The 17,636-nt window shown below is 32.2% G+C and carries 16 protein-coding genes; all 16 read left to right on the forward strand.

What is annotated here, in order from left to right; genetic code table 11:
• Nucleotides 1–462 precede the first annotated feature (462 nt).
• The 16 genes from NLM59_RS07390 to NLM59_RS07465 all read left to right on the forward strand — a co-directional run bounded on the left by NLM59_RS07390 (nucleotide 463) and on the right by NLM59_RS07465 (nucleotide 17,635).
• A complete protein-coding gene (locus tag NLM59_RS07390) occupies nucleotides 463–1,359 on the forward strand; it encodes a DNA adenine methylase (RefSeq protein WP_304417123.1) in 897 nt (298 codons plus the stop codon).
• 3 nt (nucleotides 1,360–1,362) lie between these two features.
• Nucleotides 1,363–2,184, forward strand: a complete 822-nt coding sequence (locus NLM59_RS07395) for a type II restriction endonuclease (RefSeq protein ID WP_304417124.1) — start codon at nucleotides 1,363–1,365, stop codon at nucleotides 2,182–2,184.
• A 3-nt stretch (nucleotides 2,185–2,187) separates the two neighbouring features.
• The gene (locus tag NLM59_RS07400; RefSeq protein ID WP_304417125.1) at nucleotides 2,188–3,066 is read left to right on the forward strand and encodes a DNA-methyltransferase; all 879 of its coding nucleotides are present in this window, start codon (nucleotides 2,188–2,190) and stop codon (nucleotides 3,064–3,066) included.
• A gap of 444 nt (nucleotides 3,067–3,510) precedes the next feature.
• Nucleotides 3,511–4,173 carry a CPBP family intramembrane glutamic endopeptidase gene (locus NLM59_RS07405; RefSeq protein WP_304417126.1) on the forward strand — a complete coding sequence of 221 codons (663 nt, stop codon included), beginning with the start codon at nucleotides 3,511–3,513 and terminating at the stop codon, nucleotides 4,171–4,173.
• A gap of 113 nt (nucleotides 4,174–4,286) precedes the next feature.
• Nucleotides 4,287–4,907 carry a DUF998 domain-containing protein gene (locus NLM59_RS07410; protein ID WP_304417127.1) on the forward strand — a complete coding sequence of 207 codons (621 nt, stop codon included), beginning with the start codon at nucleotides 4,287–4,289 and terminating at the stop codon, nucleotides 4,905–4,907.
• Nucleotides 4,908–5,084: 177 nt separating this feature from the next.
• Nucleotides 5,085–5,696, forward strand: a complete 612-nt coding sequence (locus NLM59_RS07415) for a hypothetical protein (protein WP_304417128.1) — start codon at nucleotides 5,085–5,087, stop codon at nucleotides 5,694–5,696.
• Nucleotides 5,697–5,887: 191 nt separating this feature from the next.
• Complete coding sequence (locus tag NLM59_RS07420) at nucleotides 5,888–6,394, forward strand: hypothetical protein (RefSeq protein ID WP_304417129.1); 507 nt, start codon at nucleotides 5,888–5,890, stop codon at nucleotides 6,392–6,394.
• A 735-nt stretch (nucleotides 6,395–7,129) separates the two neighbouring features.
• Nucleotides 7,130–7,861 carry an Ntn hydrolase family protein gene (locus tag NLM59_RS07425; RefSeq protein WP_304417130.1) on the forward strand — a complete coding sequence of 244 codons (732 nt, stop codon included), beginning with the start codon at nucleotides 7,130–7,132 and terminating at the stop codon, nucleotides 7,859–7,861.
• 394 nt (nucleotides 7,862–8,255) lie between these two features.
• The gene (locus tag NLM59_RS07430) at nucleotides 8,256–8,789 is read left to right on the forward strand and encodes a sigma-70 family RNA polymerase sigma factor (protein WP_304417131.1); all 534 of its coding nucleotides are present in this window, start codon (nucleotides 8,256–8,258) and stop codon (nucleotides 8,787–8,789) included.
• A 125-nt stretch (nucleotides 8,790–8,914) separates the two neighbouring features.
• A complete protein-coding gene (locus tag NLM59_RS07435) occupies nucleotides 8,915–9,379 on the forward strand; it encodes a hypothetical protein (protein ID WP_304417132.1) in 465 nt (154 codons plus the stop codon).
• Between the two features lie 138 nt (nucleotides 9,380–9,517).
• Nucleotides 9,518–9,949 (forward strand): MarR family winged helix-turn-helix transcriptional regulator, encoded by a 432-nt coding sequence (locus NLM59_RS07440; protein ID WP_304417133.1) that lies wholly within the window; start codon nucleotides 9,518–9,520, stop codon nucleotides 9,947–9,949.
• 101 nt (nucleotides 9,950–10,050) lie between these two features.
• Nucleotides 10,051–10,707, forward strand: coding sequence for a hypothetical protein (locus NLM59_RS07445; RefSeq protein WP_304417134.1), 657 nt, complete (start codon nucleotides 10,051–10,053; stop codon nucleotides 10,705–10,707).
• Between the two features lie 137 nt (nucleotides 10,708–10,844).
• Nucleotides 10,845–11,417 (forward strand): hypothetical protein, encoded by a 573-nt coding sequence (locus NLM59_RS07450; RefSeq protein ID WP_304417135.1) that lies wholly within the window; start codon nucleotides 10,845–10,847, stop codon nucleotides 11,415–11,417.
• A 334-nt stretch (nucleotides 11,418–11,751) separates the two neighbouring features.
• Nucleotides 11,752–13,476, forward strand: coding sequence for an ABC transporter ATP-binding protein (locus tag NLM59_RS07455; protein ID WP_304417171.1), 1,725 nt, complete (start codon nucleotides 11,752–11,754; stop codon nucleotides 13,474–13,476).
• 73 nt (nucleotides 13,477–13,549) lie between these two features.
• Entirely contained in the window at nucleotides 13,550–14,149 is a 600-nt protein-coding gene (locus tag NLM59_RS07460; protein ID WP_304417136.1) for a DUF417 family protein, read from the forward strand.
• Between the two features lie 459 nt (nucleotides 14,150–14,608).
• A complete protein-coding gene (locus NLM59_RS07465; protein ID WP_304417137.1) occupies nucleotides 14,609–17,635 on the forward strand; it encodes a virulence factor SrfB in 3,027 nt (1,008 codons plus the stop codon).
• The last annotated feature ends 1 nt before the right edge of the window (nucleotide 17,636 follow it).

Consider the following 17,636-nt stretch of genomic DNA (forward strand, 5'->3'; position numbering starts at 1 on the left):
AAGAGGTATTTCTACTCCTTAAACTACATAACCCCGCTGAGACTTTTACTTGTATTTTTCTTAGAAATGAAATAATACATTACGGTAAAATATAAAACAGTTGTTCTCAAGTGCTTCAATGAAAGTAGTTTGTAATTCTTGGTTTCAAAGCGATTGGTAGTCGAACTTTGAAAGGAAAAGAAACCTATATAGAAATAATACACTTTGAGATGTCAATTTCAAATATTAAGTATAGAATTAGCTAGTTTTGTTTCTTTATAATTCGAATTGATGTTGTTTATGATTGGGCAAGAGTGTTTAAATAACTATTTATAAATAGAATACTTTTTTAATATGAGATATTAAAAACTATAAGTATCAGGTATTAATACTTCTAGAGCTTTCTAAAGTAATAAAGCGTAAATTCAACATCCTCTGATTTGAAATTAATAATGTATTTTTACGGTCAATGAACTAATGATTATGACAAAAATAGTTGCAAAACCATTTCTAAAATGGGCTGGAGGAAAAACTCAAATGATTGAACAAATTGAAAACTTATTACCGGAAAATATCTTTGAGAAAAACTTCACCTACATTGAGCCTTTTGTGGGAAGTGGTGCAGTTTTATTTTGGATGTTGGAAAAGTTTCCCAATTTGCAAAGTGCAATTATAAATGACATAAATCAAGACTTAACAAATTGCTACATATCAATAAAAGAAGATGTGGATGGTTTAATTACAATTCTTTCAGATTGGCAAAACGAATATTATTTAGCTTCAGAAAATGAGGTAGAAAAAAAGGAATACTATTATGCCAAACGAACCCAATATAATTTAAGGAATTCTAATCAAACCACTCAAAGTGCTTTATTTATTTTTTTGAATAGAACTTGTTTCAATGGTCTTTATAGAGTTAATCGTAAAAACGAATTTAATGTTCCTATTGGTAGTTATAAAAAACCACTGATATGTAACAAAGAAAACTTAATAGCTGTTTCTGAAGTGCTTCAAAGAGTGGAAATATTAAATGGAGATTATTCTGATACGCTTAATTTTGCAAGCGATAATACATTTTTCTATTTTGATCCACCATATAAACCATTAAGTGAAACATCAAGTTTTAATTCTTATGCCAAAGACGAATTTAATGATCTAGAACAAATACGGTTAAAAGAATTTTGTGTTAAATTGGATAACTTGAACCATCAATGGATATTGAGTAATTCAGATGTTAAAGGGAAAAATCCAAACGATAACTTCTTTGATGATTTATATGCAGATTTTAATATTCATAGAGTAAATGCTCGAAGAAGTATTAATGCAAATCCAAATAAAAGAGGAAAATTAACCGAATTATTGATAACTAATAACAAATAAAATATGCCTAAATCTTTTGAGGAATTTCTATCACAATTAAGTACAACAAATTCTACTCTTGACTATTTTGTTGATTTTGATAAGATCATAAGGAATGTAGATTCGATTTCTATTAAATTAAATCAATTGAATTATTTGATTGGTCAAGAAAATTTAGAATCTGCTGTAGTCAATCTTTTCAAGGAAAACAAAAGTTGTTTTTCTGTTTTGGACATAATAATTGCAGTTAGAGACAATCGAGCGGTTCTGGATGATGATGGAAATATAAGAGAACTTTACAGCTATTTTGAAACACCTGAATTGGTTTATGAATATTTAGTGAAAACAGGGCTTGCTGATGTGTTTAAAAATAAACAGGTGAAGAACTTAGTTGATTTTGTTTTTGGAATTGAGGTTGGGCTTGATACCAATGCACGTAAGAATAGAGGAGGTAAAAATATGGAAAAAGCTATAGGGAAAATGTTTTCTAAAAATAATATTCCCTATCAGGCAGAGGTTAGACATACAAATTTTCCAGAATTAATTCATTTTGGTAAAGATGTGAAACGCTTTGATTTTGTTATTAAAACCAAAGAAAACACCTATCTCATTGAAACAAATTTTTATAACTCTGGAGGTTCAAAGCTTAATGAAGTTGCAAGATCATACACGGATCTTGCGCCTAAAATTAATCAGTATGACAAATTTGAATTTGTTTGGATAACAGATGGCAAAGGTTGGAAAACCGCTAAAAATAAATTACAAGAAGCCTATACGCATATTCCTCATGTGTATAATTTAAAAACTTTACCTAATTTTATAAATAGAGTAAAAAACGAGTTATAGAAATTGTTAAAACCATACTACATATCGAACGATAAGAATTTCTATCTCCTTCATGGAGATTCAATGGAGATATTGCCAAAAATTAATCATAAATTCGATATGATTTTTGCAGATCCTCCTTATTTTTTATCAAATGATGGTTTATCTATTCAAAGTGGTAAGATTGTTTCAGTAAATAAAGGTAAGTGGGATAAATCACTTGGTGCAGAGTATATAAATAAATTTAATAGGCAATGGCTTTCATTTGCTCGAGAAATAATGAAAGAGGATGCTACGATTTGGATAAGTGGAACATTGCATAACATTTTCAGCGTTGGCCAGATACTTACAGAATTAAATTTCAAAATCTTGAATATAGTTACTTGGCAGAAATCCAATCCACCACCGAACTTTTCTTGTCGATATTTCACGCATTCAACGGAACAAATAATTTGGGCAAGAAAGAATGATAAAACTCCACATTACTTCAACTATGAATTAATGAAACAACTTAATGGGGGTAAGCAAATGAAAGATGTGTGGAAGCTGCCAGCCATTGCACCGTGGGAAAAGAGCTGTACAAAACATCCTACACAAAAACCCTTATCAGTATTGACTCGCTTAATTTTAGCTTCAACCAAGCCAAATGCTTGGATTTTAGACCCCTTTACTGGCAGTAGTACTACAGGAATTGCTGCGAATTTAGCAAACAGACGTTTTTTGGGTATAGATCAAGAAGAAGAATACTTGAAGATTAGCACAAATCGAAAATTAGAAATTGAAGATCCAAAAATTGCATCAAAATATAAAAGCAAAATTCAAGGATTTAATAACCAAACTGAATTAGACTTATTTTTAGCAAATGAATCAACTCCAGAGTATAAAACCGAATTGGTTTTATGATAGGTTAACACTGAGATTAATCTAAAATTATATTTCGTCTCTATCTAAATGTATATTTTGATTTGCAGTAGTTTAAATGCTTTTTAATAGTAATTATCAAAGTTATTGGTGAATTTACCAATATCTTTTTCATTGTTTGATGTCCATTACCAAGCTCAAAGCCAAGTATGAGCATATCTCGAGTTAAGGGATTAATATTATAAATTGCAAAAGAGTGATGCAGAGGATGGATTTAATTGTTAGATTTATAAGTTAAGAATGGAAATAAGCGGGCTAATTTATTCTTTAATTGACATTTAAATTAAGCTAAAGTTGAATTTATATTAAGATTGCCAGGGTAATTATTAAAGATTTTACTAGCCCGATGGCTCGTCCGATAGGAACAGCTTTCTAAACAGCTAGATTTAATTCAGGTTGTACTCATAATAATTAAAAAAATGAAATTTGAATAAATTTAGCTTAAGACAAATAGTAATTCCATTAATCACGTTAGCGATTATTGGTTTTATGTATTTTGGGCCTATCATCCGAACTGCTTTTGAAAATATAATTATCGCTATCATCATTATTATAGCCAATTATATAGAATACAAGGGAAAGCCATTTTCTGCACTTGGGTTTAAACGAGAAAACTTCAATGCTAAAAATCTCCTTGTACATGCGCCGTTAGTTGCACTAGGATTATTTATCTTTTATGTCATTGCCGTAGTTCCTGGGATTGAGATGCTGACAGGAGTGCCTATTGATTATTCAAGCATGAGCCAATTGGAAGGTAACCTTGAAGTCACCATCGTTTGGTTATTAATCGTTTGGGCGACTGCGGGATTTGGAGAAGAAATTATTTTTAGAGGGTATCTAATGCAACAGTTCATTAAATTCTTCGGAGATAGTAAACTAAGTTTGGCAATTAATATTTTATTAATTTGTAGCTTTTTCGGATACATGCACATGCAGCAAGGGATTACGGGGCAACTTGTTGTTATGATTATCGGAGCACTTTTATCCATAATATTCTACCTTCGAAAATATGATTTGTGGTTTTTGATTATGATACATGGCTTTTTTAATACTTTAGGAATACTCAGTTTTTACTTTGGATTGGCTTAACTTAGTGAATAATTTAATTAGCCATGGCCTTTCGTCAGATCTGATCTACAGTAATATTTTTCATCTATAGAATTAGTCTACTCGTATAGGTTAGTTCACTTAAAAACCACCCCATGAACCATAAAAGTATATTTGTAATCGGCATCATCGGGGTGCTATTGTTCGTAGCCAGCTGCGTGGCAGGAGGACTTTTAATTGAGGATTATAGTGTAAGTCGTCAGTTTATAAGCGAAACATTTGCCATAGACACGGCCTACGGCTTTTGGTTAAGATTTTTAGGATATATACCCAGTGGAATCTTATTGACATGGTTTTGCTTTTTAGTCGTTCGTTATTTTCCTTCATCTAGCATGATTAAGGTTGGATTTTATGGAGTAGGCATTTTCTACGGTATCGGAACGGTTGTGGTTTCCATCTTTCCCTGTGATAGTGGCTGCAACCCAGAATTTATTAATCCCAGTATGTCGCAAGTGATACATAATCTATCAGCTCTCATGATTTATACATTTGTACCCATAAGCATTATTATAGCTGGTATTGGTTTAATTAAGTTCTCGAACTATAAAACCTTTGCTTATATCTCGTTCGCTTTAGGCCTACTTAGTTCTGTTTTTGTGTTTATATTCACCTCTAATCTGACATCGGCCTATGTGGGATTATATCAACGAATGATAGAGTTGTTGATTTTAGCTTGGATTGTTGTCTGTGCGTTTAAGATAAGGGGAACAGTTTAAAAGCTAGTATAATATTTTAACAATAGCGCATGGGTTTTAACAAAATATTAATTATTTTTGTGGGCTACATGTTTAATTGTTAATTTTATTAAATAATTTAATTAAGGATTTATTGAGCTTAACTTAAGAAGTGTGTAGAAATAGAATTTAAATATTATTGTATAGGAGTTAATAAATATGAATAGAGTAAAACTAATCTTGCTAGTAATTATTACTTGCGTTTTCCAAAAATCAAATGCTCAAAAGTTTGTTACAGTCAAACCATTCGTTAAATCTACAAATGTTTCATCGTTTACAATTGAAAGAGTAGAAATATATGAGAATAAAACTAAAATACTAATACAAGTACCAAGTCAAAAGAGGGGAAGGCCTATTTTCTCATTAAGTCGATGGACTATGATGGTGGAATCTGAACTTGGAAAAAGCATGGAATCACAGGGACTATTCGATTATGAAATGGAAATGCCTAAATTAACTACTAGTACCATGCCTAGTGAATATTTACTTAAACTTTATCATCAAACAGCTCAAAAGAAAGTTGAAGTACAGGATCTCCTTTTGTCTACCTATGGCTATGGCTATAAATGGGAGAATGGAGGTAGTATTATTACAGATTTAGGTAATGACAAATTGAATACTAGATATTCAATAAAAAGTAAAAAGCCAAAGGTTTTTAATTTCTGGTTAACATTTCCCAAAATTCAAGAAGGTGTTGAGAGTGTATCAATTTATGAATTTGGTAAGAGTGGATATATTTGGCGAGGTATAAGAATAAAAAATCCCGAATAATCATTATTTAGTATTAATGAAAATCGGGACAAGACTTAATGGAATTAGATTAGATTGGAAATGTTGAATGGATTCAAAGAGTTATATCTTTAGACGAACCTATTTTAAATGTTAGGTATAATTGACTCTAACACAATACTTTTACAAAGTATAAATCTTAGAAGATTATTTATTAAAAAATAATAAACAAAATGAAGAGAGTATCAAAAATTTTAATGCTTTTACTACTATTATCATTATTCCCTATAAATTTATTGGGGCAAACCAAAAATGAAACAAAAGTTTGGATAGAGTCAACCATCAATAACCACTCTTATAGATCTCTTTATCCACGTCATTTAGAATTTCATGGCAACTACTTGGTTTATATAACCAAAATTGGAGATACAAATTTTTACGGTAAAATTGAAATAGCTAAAATTAATCAATTTGAAATTCAATCTTTTAAAGGTAATAATACTCAGGATGGATACAAGATATATTTATTTTGTAAAAACAATATTAAATGTATTGAAGAAGGAAAGATTATAAATAATAAATTTATTCCTTCTAAAGATCCCAATATAAATTATCTTCTTCCTATCTATTTGGAATTAACTTTTTCTGAAAACAATCTTCCAAAGAGAATGGAAAAAGCAATTAAACATTTAGTCAAAATATATGGTGGAAATGCTTCTATATATAAGGAGGTATTTTAATGTGTTGATTTTCTAATGTTTATTTCTAGTTAAAGAAGATTTTTTTATTAGTTATATTGTTTTTGTCGATAAAAGCATTAAATGTTGAATCAAAACTATTGGCAGTTCCGTATATTATTAATTGCTTGGTTTTAGCCAATTTACGAAAGTACTCGCGGATTATCAATCAGTTATTTATTTGCTAACTTTGGTGCTTGAAGCACGAAACAAATCATACAATAACACGTTATACAATACTGAGAATGAAAAATCGTATTGAATTAATATAAATTAACGTGCCTAAATTAATTGTCAAACGAAAAAATGAATTCCCCTTTTGATTAGTATGTGTAAATATTTATTTAGATAATAAGAGAATTGGTTGTTTAAATAGAGGAGAAATCAAAAAATGGAACATTTGCAAAGGGAAACATACACTATTTGCAAAAGGCGGATTACTTCTAAAGAGTCATAAAATAACTTTTGAGGCGAATGAGAATGAAATAATTGTCTTGGAAATCAAAAGTTTTGGAAATGGATATGTGAAATCATTTTTACAAATACAAAGATTACAACCTAGTCAGTTAGAAGAGAATTTTTAAAAAAATTAAACTTCTTAATGAAAGCGGCTTAAACAATCCTATCTCAAACGAAACAACGGATTTTCTATTCGGTTTGTATTTGCTAATTTAGTTGCTTAAACTCGTGACCGTTCATATTCATGATCCATTTACCATCTAAAAACACTAAACAAGCATGTCATTGATCATTACCACCTATGCGCCTGAAGGAATTATTTTAGCGGGAGATAGCAGATTGACCTTAAATTGGAATCAAGAAAATAATGGAATTAATAATAACTATTCCATCACGGCCAGTGATTCAAACAATAAAGTTTTTCAGATCAAGGAAAAGTTTGGCCTGGCTACTTTTGGTGCAGCGGATATCAATGGTATTCCGATTTCGGGTTATATCAATCAATTTATAGAGGAGAAAATCAAAACAGATACTGAAATTGATGAAATCCCTCAATCTCTTCATGAGTTTTTCGGAGATTATTTAGCTAAGCCTGAAACATGTTTTTATTTGTGTGGTTATAAATTAGAGAATGGAATTTCTATTCCTCATATTTATTTTATAGATATTCATCATGGCATCACTACAAGGCTTAATTATTCGGGTGGTCAAATACAGTATGGAGCAAACTGGGGCGGAGAAACTGAAGTCATGACACGATTATTAAACGATATTAAAATTCATAATGGAGAGGAGTGGACAGATGTAAATGCAACGAATATCCCTTTCAACTTTTTCACTCTACAGGATGCCATTGACTTTTCTATTTATGCTGTGAGGACGACTATTGAGACTTTTAAGTTTCAACAAAGAATTAAAACCGTTGGAGGTCCTATCGATATTCTAGCCATTAAGCCAAATGAAGTACAATGGATTAGGAAGAAGGAACTCAGTGCTACAAATCCTATATAGATTCATACGGATGCAGGCTAGCGTACTTTCAACATAAATTAATTGGAAAAGTTCGCTGTGCCAAAAAACAATATACTAGTTTTAAGAGTTTAAAGGATTTTTAAGCATTAGAAAACTCAACATTAAACGGGGGATAATCTCTAGTTTTATAGCCTTTTATAAAATAATACAGGAAAAATGTATCTTTTTTAAGTTCCGCTGGTCTACTTAATGAACTTAAAAATTAAAAGAAATGAATTCATGTAAATGCACCAACTGCGAATGTACACAATGTAATTGCGGAAATTGTTTAGAAGCCAATTGTTCATGCACGAAATGTGAATGCACAAAATGCGAATGTTGTTAAATAAAACAAAGCTTAGTCGAAAGACTAGGCTTTTATTTATTTTTGGATATGGAGACTCAAAATATTTGGGATAATTTTAATGAAGAACTCTATTTCTTTATCTTAAAAAGGGTGAAGGATAAGGATATCACCAACGATATTTTTCAGAATACTTTCTTTAAAATTCATAAGAATTTATCCAGCCTCGAAAAAGAAGAGAAGGCGAGGGCTTGGGTTTTTCAAATTGCACGTAATGAGATTTCTAATCATTTCAACAAAGAATCTATTTATGTAGATGAACTGCATTCCCCTAAGGAAGCTCTTTTAGAAAAGTATGAGCATATCTGCTGTTTTGATCAATTCATTGACGATTTACCTGAAATTTATAATCAAGTGATTGAATTGATTTATATCAAAGGTTTAAAGCAAAAAGAGGTGGCAGAGGCTTTAGATATCAGCCTTGAGAATGTTAAGGCTAGGGTAAGTAGGGCAAAGGAAATTTTAAAGAAAAAGTTCAATGAATGCTGTCAATATGAACTAGACGAACAGGGTAGGCTAAGAGGAGAGGCGAATTGCTCGCAATGTAGTCCAAGCGTTAAATAAGAAAATGAATAAGCAGGATTATTTAAAGTACATCTTGTACGACTTGCTTTAATAGTGTGAATTATAAAAGCGAATTATAAACCATAATTAAATTAAAATTCTGATCTTTAACTAAATAACTACTCATGGAAATAAAAGAACTAAAAGATAGACCTGGCATAAATCAGTCGACAAAGCTGAATAGTGTTTATGTTCAATTCAATAACCTATTAAATGAGTTGAAGACGAAAAAGTTATCAAATGAAACGCTAAAAGCCATTAATAATGGAATTGAAAAGTTAAACGCTGTTTCGGATTCAGATAAAGACTTAGCAAAAGAAATAAAAAGTACTCAATCTCATATCATTAAACTCCTTGAAAAAGAGCATAAGTTGGTAACCAAAAATCATTATCGCAATCTTTGGTTGGCTCTAGGTATGGCTGCTTTTGGTATTCCGCTAGGAGTAGCATTTGGTGCTGTCCTCGATAATATGGCTTTATTGGCGATAGGCTTACCTATTGGAATGCTGATAGGAATTGCCGTTGGTACGCGTTTGGACAAAAAAGCTCTTGCAGAGGGTAGACAGATTGATGTAGAAGTAAGGCTTTAAGGTTATTTGAATTTGGATATTATTTAAGGGTGATATAAGACATTTGCTCAATGTCGCATAAAGCATATAATTGAATTTAGAGAATTTTGAAGAATTAAACTATAGCCTTAACTTTGTTGCGCACTTAACAATCTAGAGATGGACTTTAATTTTGAAGAATCTTTTGGAAGGATGTTGAATTTAGCTCATACGGCTATGTTTAGGCATTTGAGTAAGTTGATGAAAGAAGTTGATTTACCCATTACACCAGATCAGTTTCGTGTGTTGGCGCACCTATGGATTACAGATGGTCTGGTGCAAACCGAGCTGGCACAATCTACCAATCGCAATCGTGCCAACGTAACACGTATTTTAGATATTTTAGAAAAGAAAGGCTTGGTGGAGCGAAGAGATGACCCGAATGACAAACGAGTTTTTAGAATTTATTTAACCGACTTAGGAAAATCTCTTAAAAAAGAAACTGCGAAATGTGCAGCCCAGTCCAACGAAGATGCGTTAAGAGGTGTATCTGCTGAGGAGCGTGAAATAGCCTTTGGAGTGCTACAAAAGATACTCAAGAACCTAGAATAAATTTTAAGAGAATTGGCGTGTGGAATTAAATTCCATAGCGACATCTCAACCTTTTACAATCTAAATTTTTAACTATAATTTAAATATTAAACCTTAAATAAATGAAAAAGAACCTTTTGACCTTACTCATGTTCTTGACTCTCCACAGCCTCTGGGCACAGGAATCACCTCAACCTGTAAAAAATCCGCCCGTAAACCTAGAAACCTTGATCAGCGATAGAGGTGTGAGTGTAGATTTGATGGTAAATAAAAAGTTTCAGAGTATTCCGAGATTGGGCTTTTTTAGTGTTACCAACGTGGTTGGAGAATGGGATCAAAGAGAGATTAAAGACCTAATGACACAAGGACAATTGACCTATCAAATCATCAAAGGATTAGATGTTTTAGCAGGGTTTCATGTGACCAATGTAACTGGATTTAGACCTACTGCTGGATTGATGTATTCTTATAAGACACCTGAGTTTTTGTTGGTGGTTTCTCCGCGTGTAGACCTCATGAAAGATGGTGTGATTGAAGGATTAACCATTTTGGAATACACTCCCAAAATAAACGATAATTGGAATTTATATACCCGTTTGCAAGCATTGTATGGACAAAATTTGAATCCTGATTCGCATGCTAGAAGTTATATTCAAGCACGTGCTGGGGTGAACTATAAAGAATTCAAATTTGGTGTTGGAACGAATTTAGATCGCTACGGACCTATGAAAGAAAACATCAATAGTTTTGGTGCATTTTTGGGCGTAGCCCTGTTTTAAAACTTGAAGAGAATCCGTAAGTATTTAGCTTTAAGCGTCTAAAAAAAATTAGAGACAGCCCTATAAAAACATTGAATTTCTGGTAACAATTTACCGAATTTGATGACTTATAGGGCTATTTTAATCTAAGATATTCGATGAGAGAAGGATTCGTTAGAGCTACTTATGAGCTATTTATCAAAGAGATTCAAACTATTTTAACAGCTTCTTATGTGATTGCTGTGGGCATAGGCATGTTGTTTAACTATCAGAAATATTCTCAATTTGAGATTAACATATTTAATTATTCAGATGTCTTTGACTTTCTGATAGCTCCTTTTTCTGATTTTTATATTCTACTATTTGCAACAACATCTATCTTGTTTGTTTTGCTATTGATAAAACTAGATTTAGTTTGGAAACAATATTGGCCAAAATCCTATTCAAAAGCCAACTTAGGGCATGATCAAAAACCATGGTACAAAACTTATAAACTAGTTGCTTTTGTTCTTACTTTTATGCTCTATTTATACTTGTCGGCCAATTATTATGGTAGATACACCAAAGAAAGAATTGTAAAGCAAAATGATATATCTATAAAATTAGTAGACAATGAAATCAATACCGGAAAATTAATTGGAAAAACCAAAGATGTTATCTTTTTAGTAAAAGGTAAAAATGTTTTAGTCATTCCTATTTCTTCCTTGGTCAAGGAGATTAGAATAAAATAAAATCTTAAGTATATTATTTTTCTGATGACTTTAATTTAAAAGGTTGAAGGCTTTTGTTTGTTTATAATGCATTAAACCTTTTGGCTAACTTTTTGTCAGATATAGGATAACATTCGTGATTCATTTCAATAAACTTTAATGCAAGCTTTCTGTGTAAGATGCTTTAGCTCTGTTCTGACATGGCTTGGTATTTAGCGCGAAAGCGAATTAAATTCAAATGATCACATCCTATAAAATGACTTAAGTATTGAAAAAAAATAAAAAAGAAAAACCTCAACAATCTTTATTAGACCTGATTAAAAAACTCTGGTCTTATGTATTGCCGTATAAAAACTTGGTGATTGCCTCGCTTATTTTGACCGTTGTTGGTTCATTTTTAGCTCAGGTGAATGCTTTGGTTTTGCGCTATACCGTCGATGAACTGACTTTATTGACCGAGTCTGATGATGCGTTAAAACAAGGTCTCACTTTATTGACGACGATTAGTATCATCCTCTTATTGAAAGAGGCAGTGTATGCTTTTGTTCAGTTCGGACAGAAGTTCTACGGCGAAAAGATGAAGATTTATATTTCTAAAGATTTTGCGCAAAACATTGTAGATAAAATCTTGACTTATCGCATGGCTTTCTATAGTTCGCCCACCAATGAAAGTGGTAAACTACAAACCCGAATTGATTTAGGAGTTTCGAGTCTTACCCAATTGGTAAAGAATTTCTTTATCGACATTTTACCTTTGTTTTTTAATGCGATTGTGGCCTTGGTAATTATGTTCAATGCTAATGTGTATATAGGTTTGGTGAGTTTGGCGATCATCCCGCTGTTTTTTTATATCAGTAGTTTGCAAGCCAAGAAGTTGAAAGGCTTTAGGCGAACCATGAGGAAGTATAGAGAGACTAAAAATAATAGTATTATTAGTCTGATTAACTCGATTACGGTAATTAAATCCTTTACCAGGGAGGATTTTGAGAGCAAGAAACACGAGGCGATTCAATTAGATATTACCGAAAATCAACTAGAAACCAGGAAGTTGAGTTTCTTGTTTGATGGTTTGAAGAAACTAACCGAACAATTTGGGGTGGTGATCATCATTATCCTTACGGCTTATTTTGTACTGAATGGAAGTATGACGATAGGTGCGATTATGTTTCATATTCTATTGTTTAATAATGTTTCAGCGCCGATTCAGCAATTGCATCGAATTTATGATGAAGTGCAGGATGCGATTATTTATTCGGATGCCTTCTTTGAGATTATGGATGCGGACGAAGAAACGGAGTTTAGTGGGAAATATATCCCAACTGATTTCAAAGGTTCTTTTGAGGTTAAAAATGTGGATTTTGCATATCCGAATGGAACTAAGGCCTTGTATGATGTGTCGATGAAAATACAACCGAATACCATCAATGCCCTGGTGGGATTGAGTGGGGCAGGTAAGAGTACGGTGATTAATTTATTGGATAAATTCTATGCACCGACATCGGGTCAGATTCTATTAGATGGCGTTGATTTACAAGAGTACGATACTGAGTGGTTAAGGAATAACATCGGTTTGGTCTTGCAAAAGAATCATATTTTTAATGGAAGTATTCGTGAAAACATTCTGTATGGTCAGGTCAATGCCACCGATGAGGAGATTATCACTGCGGCTAAGAAGGCTTATATCCACGATCAAATTATGCAGCTGCCCGATGCTTATGATTCTAAAGCAACGCTACTCTCGGGCGGACAGCAACAACGTGTGTCTATTGCACGTTTGTTTTTGAAGAATCCTCCAATAATCTTCTTAGACGAACCTACCGCCAGTCTAGATGCCATCGCCACCGAACAGATTAAGAAGAGTATAGACGCCATTAAAAAGGGGAGAACCGTAATTGTGATATCCCACAGTATTTCTCAGATCATCGATGCCGAGCACGTGATTGTGATGGAACAAGGGAAAGTAATCGAACAAGGTACCCACGAAGATTTATATGAAAACGAGAGTACCTATTACGAAATCTTCAACGCCATGGCCAACAGCCTCAACATCGACAAAATCAAAAGCACGATGGAGGTGTAAGGTCTAGGGAAAGATTAATTCATGTTTAATACTCTTAGCTATATTAGTATTTTTGCGTTTAATCTATTTAAGAATGAATCAAATAATTAATTTATTAAGCAGCAGTCAATCTCAGTATATTAACTTTTTGCGCATCGCTATTTTTGTGGTTATGGCGTGGATAGGAGGACTGAAAGCCTTTCAATATGAGGCAGATGGCATTGTTCCTTTTGTAATCAATAGTCCATTCATGAGTTTCTTTTATCAAAATACGGGTAACACCGCTGTCAATGATAAGGGCGAAACGGTAGCTGAGTATACATTACATAAAAATCCGGAGGGTAAGATGGTTCAAAAGAAAATTGAGTGGCATAAATCAAATGGCACTTATTTATTTTCTTATGGTTTAGGAACAGTCATTGTGATCATCGGAATTTTTGTATTGCTGGGAATCTGGATGCCAAAAGTTGGACTCATCGGAGGATTATTAACCTTTGGAATGTCTATCGTAACCTTATCTTTCTTGATTACCACGCCAGAGGTTTATGTGCCCAATTTAGGAGGAGATATGCCAACACCACATTATGGGTTTCCTTATCTATCGGGAGCAGGTAGATTAGTTTTGAAAGACATTATTATGATGGCAGCCGGATTGGTGATTGCTTCGGATGCTGCGAGTAGGATTAAATTGTAGATGATTTAGATTTAAAACATCATATTTATATATGAGTTAAAAGCGCTGGATTAAAATATTCAGCGCTTTTTTTATGGGTTTAAAATACTGTTAATCAATGCTGTTTGTGATGTTATAGATTTAAATTTCTGATTAAAAATGGAAGTAGATTGCTAGATTTTTAATCTTTTCAAATTGGACAACTTTGGACTTTTTCTAGAACTTTCAATATGTTAATTTTGTTGGCCATTTTAAAATAAAAAGTAAATTTTTACAATAAATGTATAATTCGTTGATTATAAGTGTGGATGTGTTCAATATCATGATATTTTAGTATTTATTTGTTAATTTTAAGATAATTTTAGTAATATTGAAGTTCAGTAGAGCTTAATCGCAACTCCATTAATAATCATAAAAACTATTAAAATTTCTTATTGTAGATAATAGGAGATATAACGTTTGAGAAACAAGTATGTATAAATGAAAAGAATTTCTTTAATAGCAAATTCAAGTATTCAATACTATAAATTTAAATCAAAAATAGACCTTGATTTTGGTAAACAAAATAGGGTTTACTACCATGAGCCTTTTGATGAAGTCTCATTTAGTTTTATTTTAGATCCACTTTTATTGGTCAAGAAAAATGGCACTGATTTATATTATCGTAAGCAAGATTTACTAGATAAGAACCAGTTAATAAATGGTAATTTAATTGGGAATAGTGATTTAGATGATTTAACTAGTTATCACAATGTTTATGTAGAAGGTAATTTAAAGAATGCGCTAAAACATTATCAAAGGAAATGGATTCCTTTACCCTTTTTTAAAAATAATATGATCAATAGAGATACATTGTATCCTACGGATTGGGTACGTGTCTATATTGATTGTGATGATAATTTTGAGAGTGCAAAAATTGTACTTTCGATAGACACTGCACTTGCTCGTAGTGAAAATGATTATACAGGACCAAAACTAAGTTTAAATCCAGAGGAGAATAAATTTAGACTTTATCATGATGATTTAAATCTTACCAAATATTTAGCGAATAAGGAGTCCTCTAGTTCATGGATAGAGATGTACTTATCTCAGATGTATTACGAGAAAAATCCAGAACTTCAATATGATAAGCCTGTTAAGCAATTTGAAGCTAGTTATATACTTTTAATTCATTGGCTAAGTTCACTAATTGATATGCCAGAAATTCAACTTTTTGCTAATGAAGGGAAAAAGAAATCTGTTGATTTAGTGATTGATATTGGTAATTCAGCTACTTGTGCATTGTTATTTGAAAATAACGATAATGATTCATCGTTTGAGTTTGAAAATGTTAAAAAATTAAAGATTCAAGATTATTCTAATCCTCATTTGGAGTATGATGATCCATTTCCGATGAATTTAATATTTTCCGAGCCCAATTATGGTGACTTAGATAATGAATTCTATCATAATAATAAGTTTATAACACCAAGTTTTGTTAGAATTGGATTTGAAGCAGAAAGATTAATTAATCAATCCATCACGGATTTAAGTTTGGGTTATGAATTAAAAACTTATAATTCGAGCCCTAAAAGATATTTATGGGATCATGCGCCAGCTGAAAGAGAGTGGGAGTTCAATCCACAATCTAATAAGCAGGTTAAGAAAGTTTATCTAAGTGGGATTTCTGACCAAATCAAAATAGATGGTGAATTAGTTGAGGGTAATCAACTGTCGGGATCTAAATCTTTATTCTCAAGAAGTTCGTTAATGAAGTTTGTGTTTCTAGAGATGTTAGTTCATGCTTATATTCAAATTAACTCTTTTGAATTCAGGCAAGAACATGGTAATATGACTGTTCCTAGAAGATTAGATAGAATTACTATCTCGTGTCCAACTGGAATGATTCAACATGAGCAAATTATGTTGAGAAAAGCCGCTGAAGATGCATGTAAGCTACTTAATAACTATGCTGATTATTATTATGAATTAAAATCAGATAGCTTTTGGTTCGAGGTTCCAGAAATCACACCTTCTGTTAAAGATTTATCCAAAGACCTATCTCAGTTAGAAGAAAAGGTTGATTGGAATTATGACGAGGCTACAAGTAGTCAGTTGGTTTTCTTGTATAGCATGTTTGCAAAGAAATTAAAGTCTAACAATTATGTTATAGACCATTATTTCTTTAAAAATAAGGAATATATCACTTTGGGCTCAATTGATATTGGAGCGGGAACTACCGACATCATGATCAATAGATACAGCCTCAAAAAAGAAAATGAAATAGATTTCTTAAATCCACAACCTTTGTTTTGGGATACTTTTAAAAATGCTGGAGATGATATGTTACGTGAGATTATTCAACGTATAGTAATTGAAGGTGACCCTAACAGAAATATAGATGGCGGTGATGTAGTAGATGGTGTAGGGCAATATGCTAAATCTATCGGCATAAGCGATGTTGCAGAAAAGCTAAACGGATTCTTTGGTAAGGATAGCAACCAAATGGGGTATAAGGCTAGGGTTGTTAGGAAAGCATTTATTCAACAAATTGCAATTCCAATAGCTATGGAGTTTTTAAAAGCGGCCAACTCCGATGAGCAAAAGATTAAAACTTTTGAGGAGATTATAGATCGTCCTTTCAAAAACAAGGAAATCTTAAAATATTTCGAAAAGCATTTTGGCTTTAACATATTAGATATTAAATGGTTGATTACCAAAGAAAGAGTAAATGAAACCGTTGAGGCTGTTTTTGATAGTCTTATACGACAAATCAGTGTAGTCATGAACCAATTTGATTGTGATTATGTGGTGCTTTCTGGGAAACCAGCTTCTTTGAATAGTCTAGAAAATATGTTTAGAAAATACTTAAGTATTTCGCCTGTTAATTTGGTGAATCTAAATAATTATTGGATTGGAAGATGGTATCCTTTTGCTGATAATAATGGTTACATAGAAGAGCCTAAAACGGTGGTTAGCGTTGGGGCATTGATTGCCTTGATGACGGGTAAAACTATGAAAATAAATGATTTGAGGCTTAATACAGTTCCTTTGCGCGAAAAATTAGTTTCTACGGCGGATTATATTATTAACAATGAGAACAGTGTTAAAAAGGAAATTCTAACCCCTAAGAAAAACGATCATATGTTAAGTGTGCCTAAGCTACCATTCCAAATAGGCTATTCTAAATATTTAGAGAAAAACTATCCTTATTCTGATTTGTACAGTATTCAATTGAATAGCTCAGAAATAGATAGACGAGTACGCATGAAATATCCTGGGCGAGACGAAAGGTATATTGAGGATCAAATTAATGTAGAAAAGGGAGCGATTCTAACCAATATGCCTTTGAAGATTAGTTTAATTCGTGAATTTGATGAGAGTAAGGAAATATTACAAATTGAAAGTGTGGAAGATGCTGAAGGAAACGATAAGCCTGTAAACTACTTTTCACTCAATTTCCAAACTTTACCAGATGAGGCTGGATATTGGTTAGATACCTGTGAATATATATTAAAAGTTAATTAAG

This window comes from Profundicola chukchiensis (assembly GCF_029664245.1).
Taxonomy (GTDB): Bacteria; Bacteroidota; Bacteroidia; order Flavobacteriales; family Weeksellaceae; genus Profundicola; species Profundicola chukchiensis.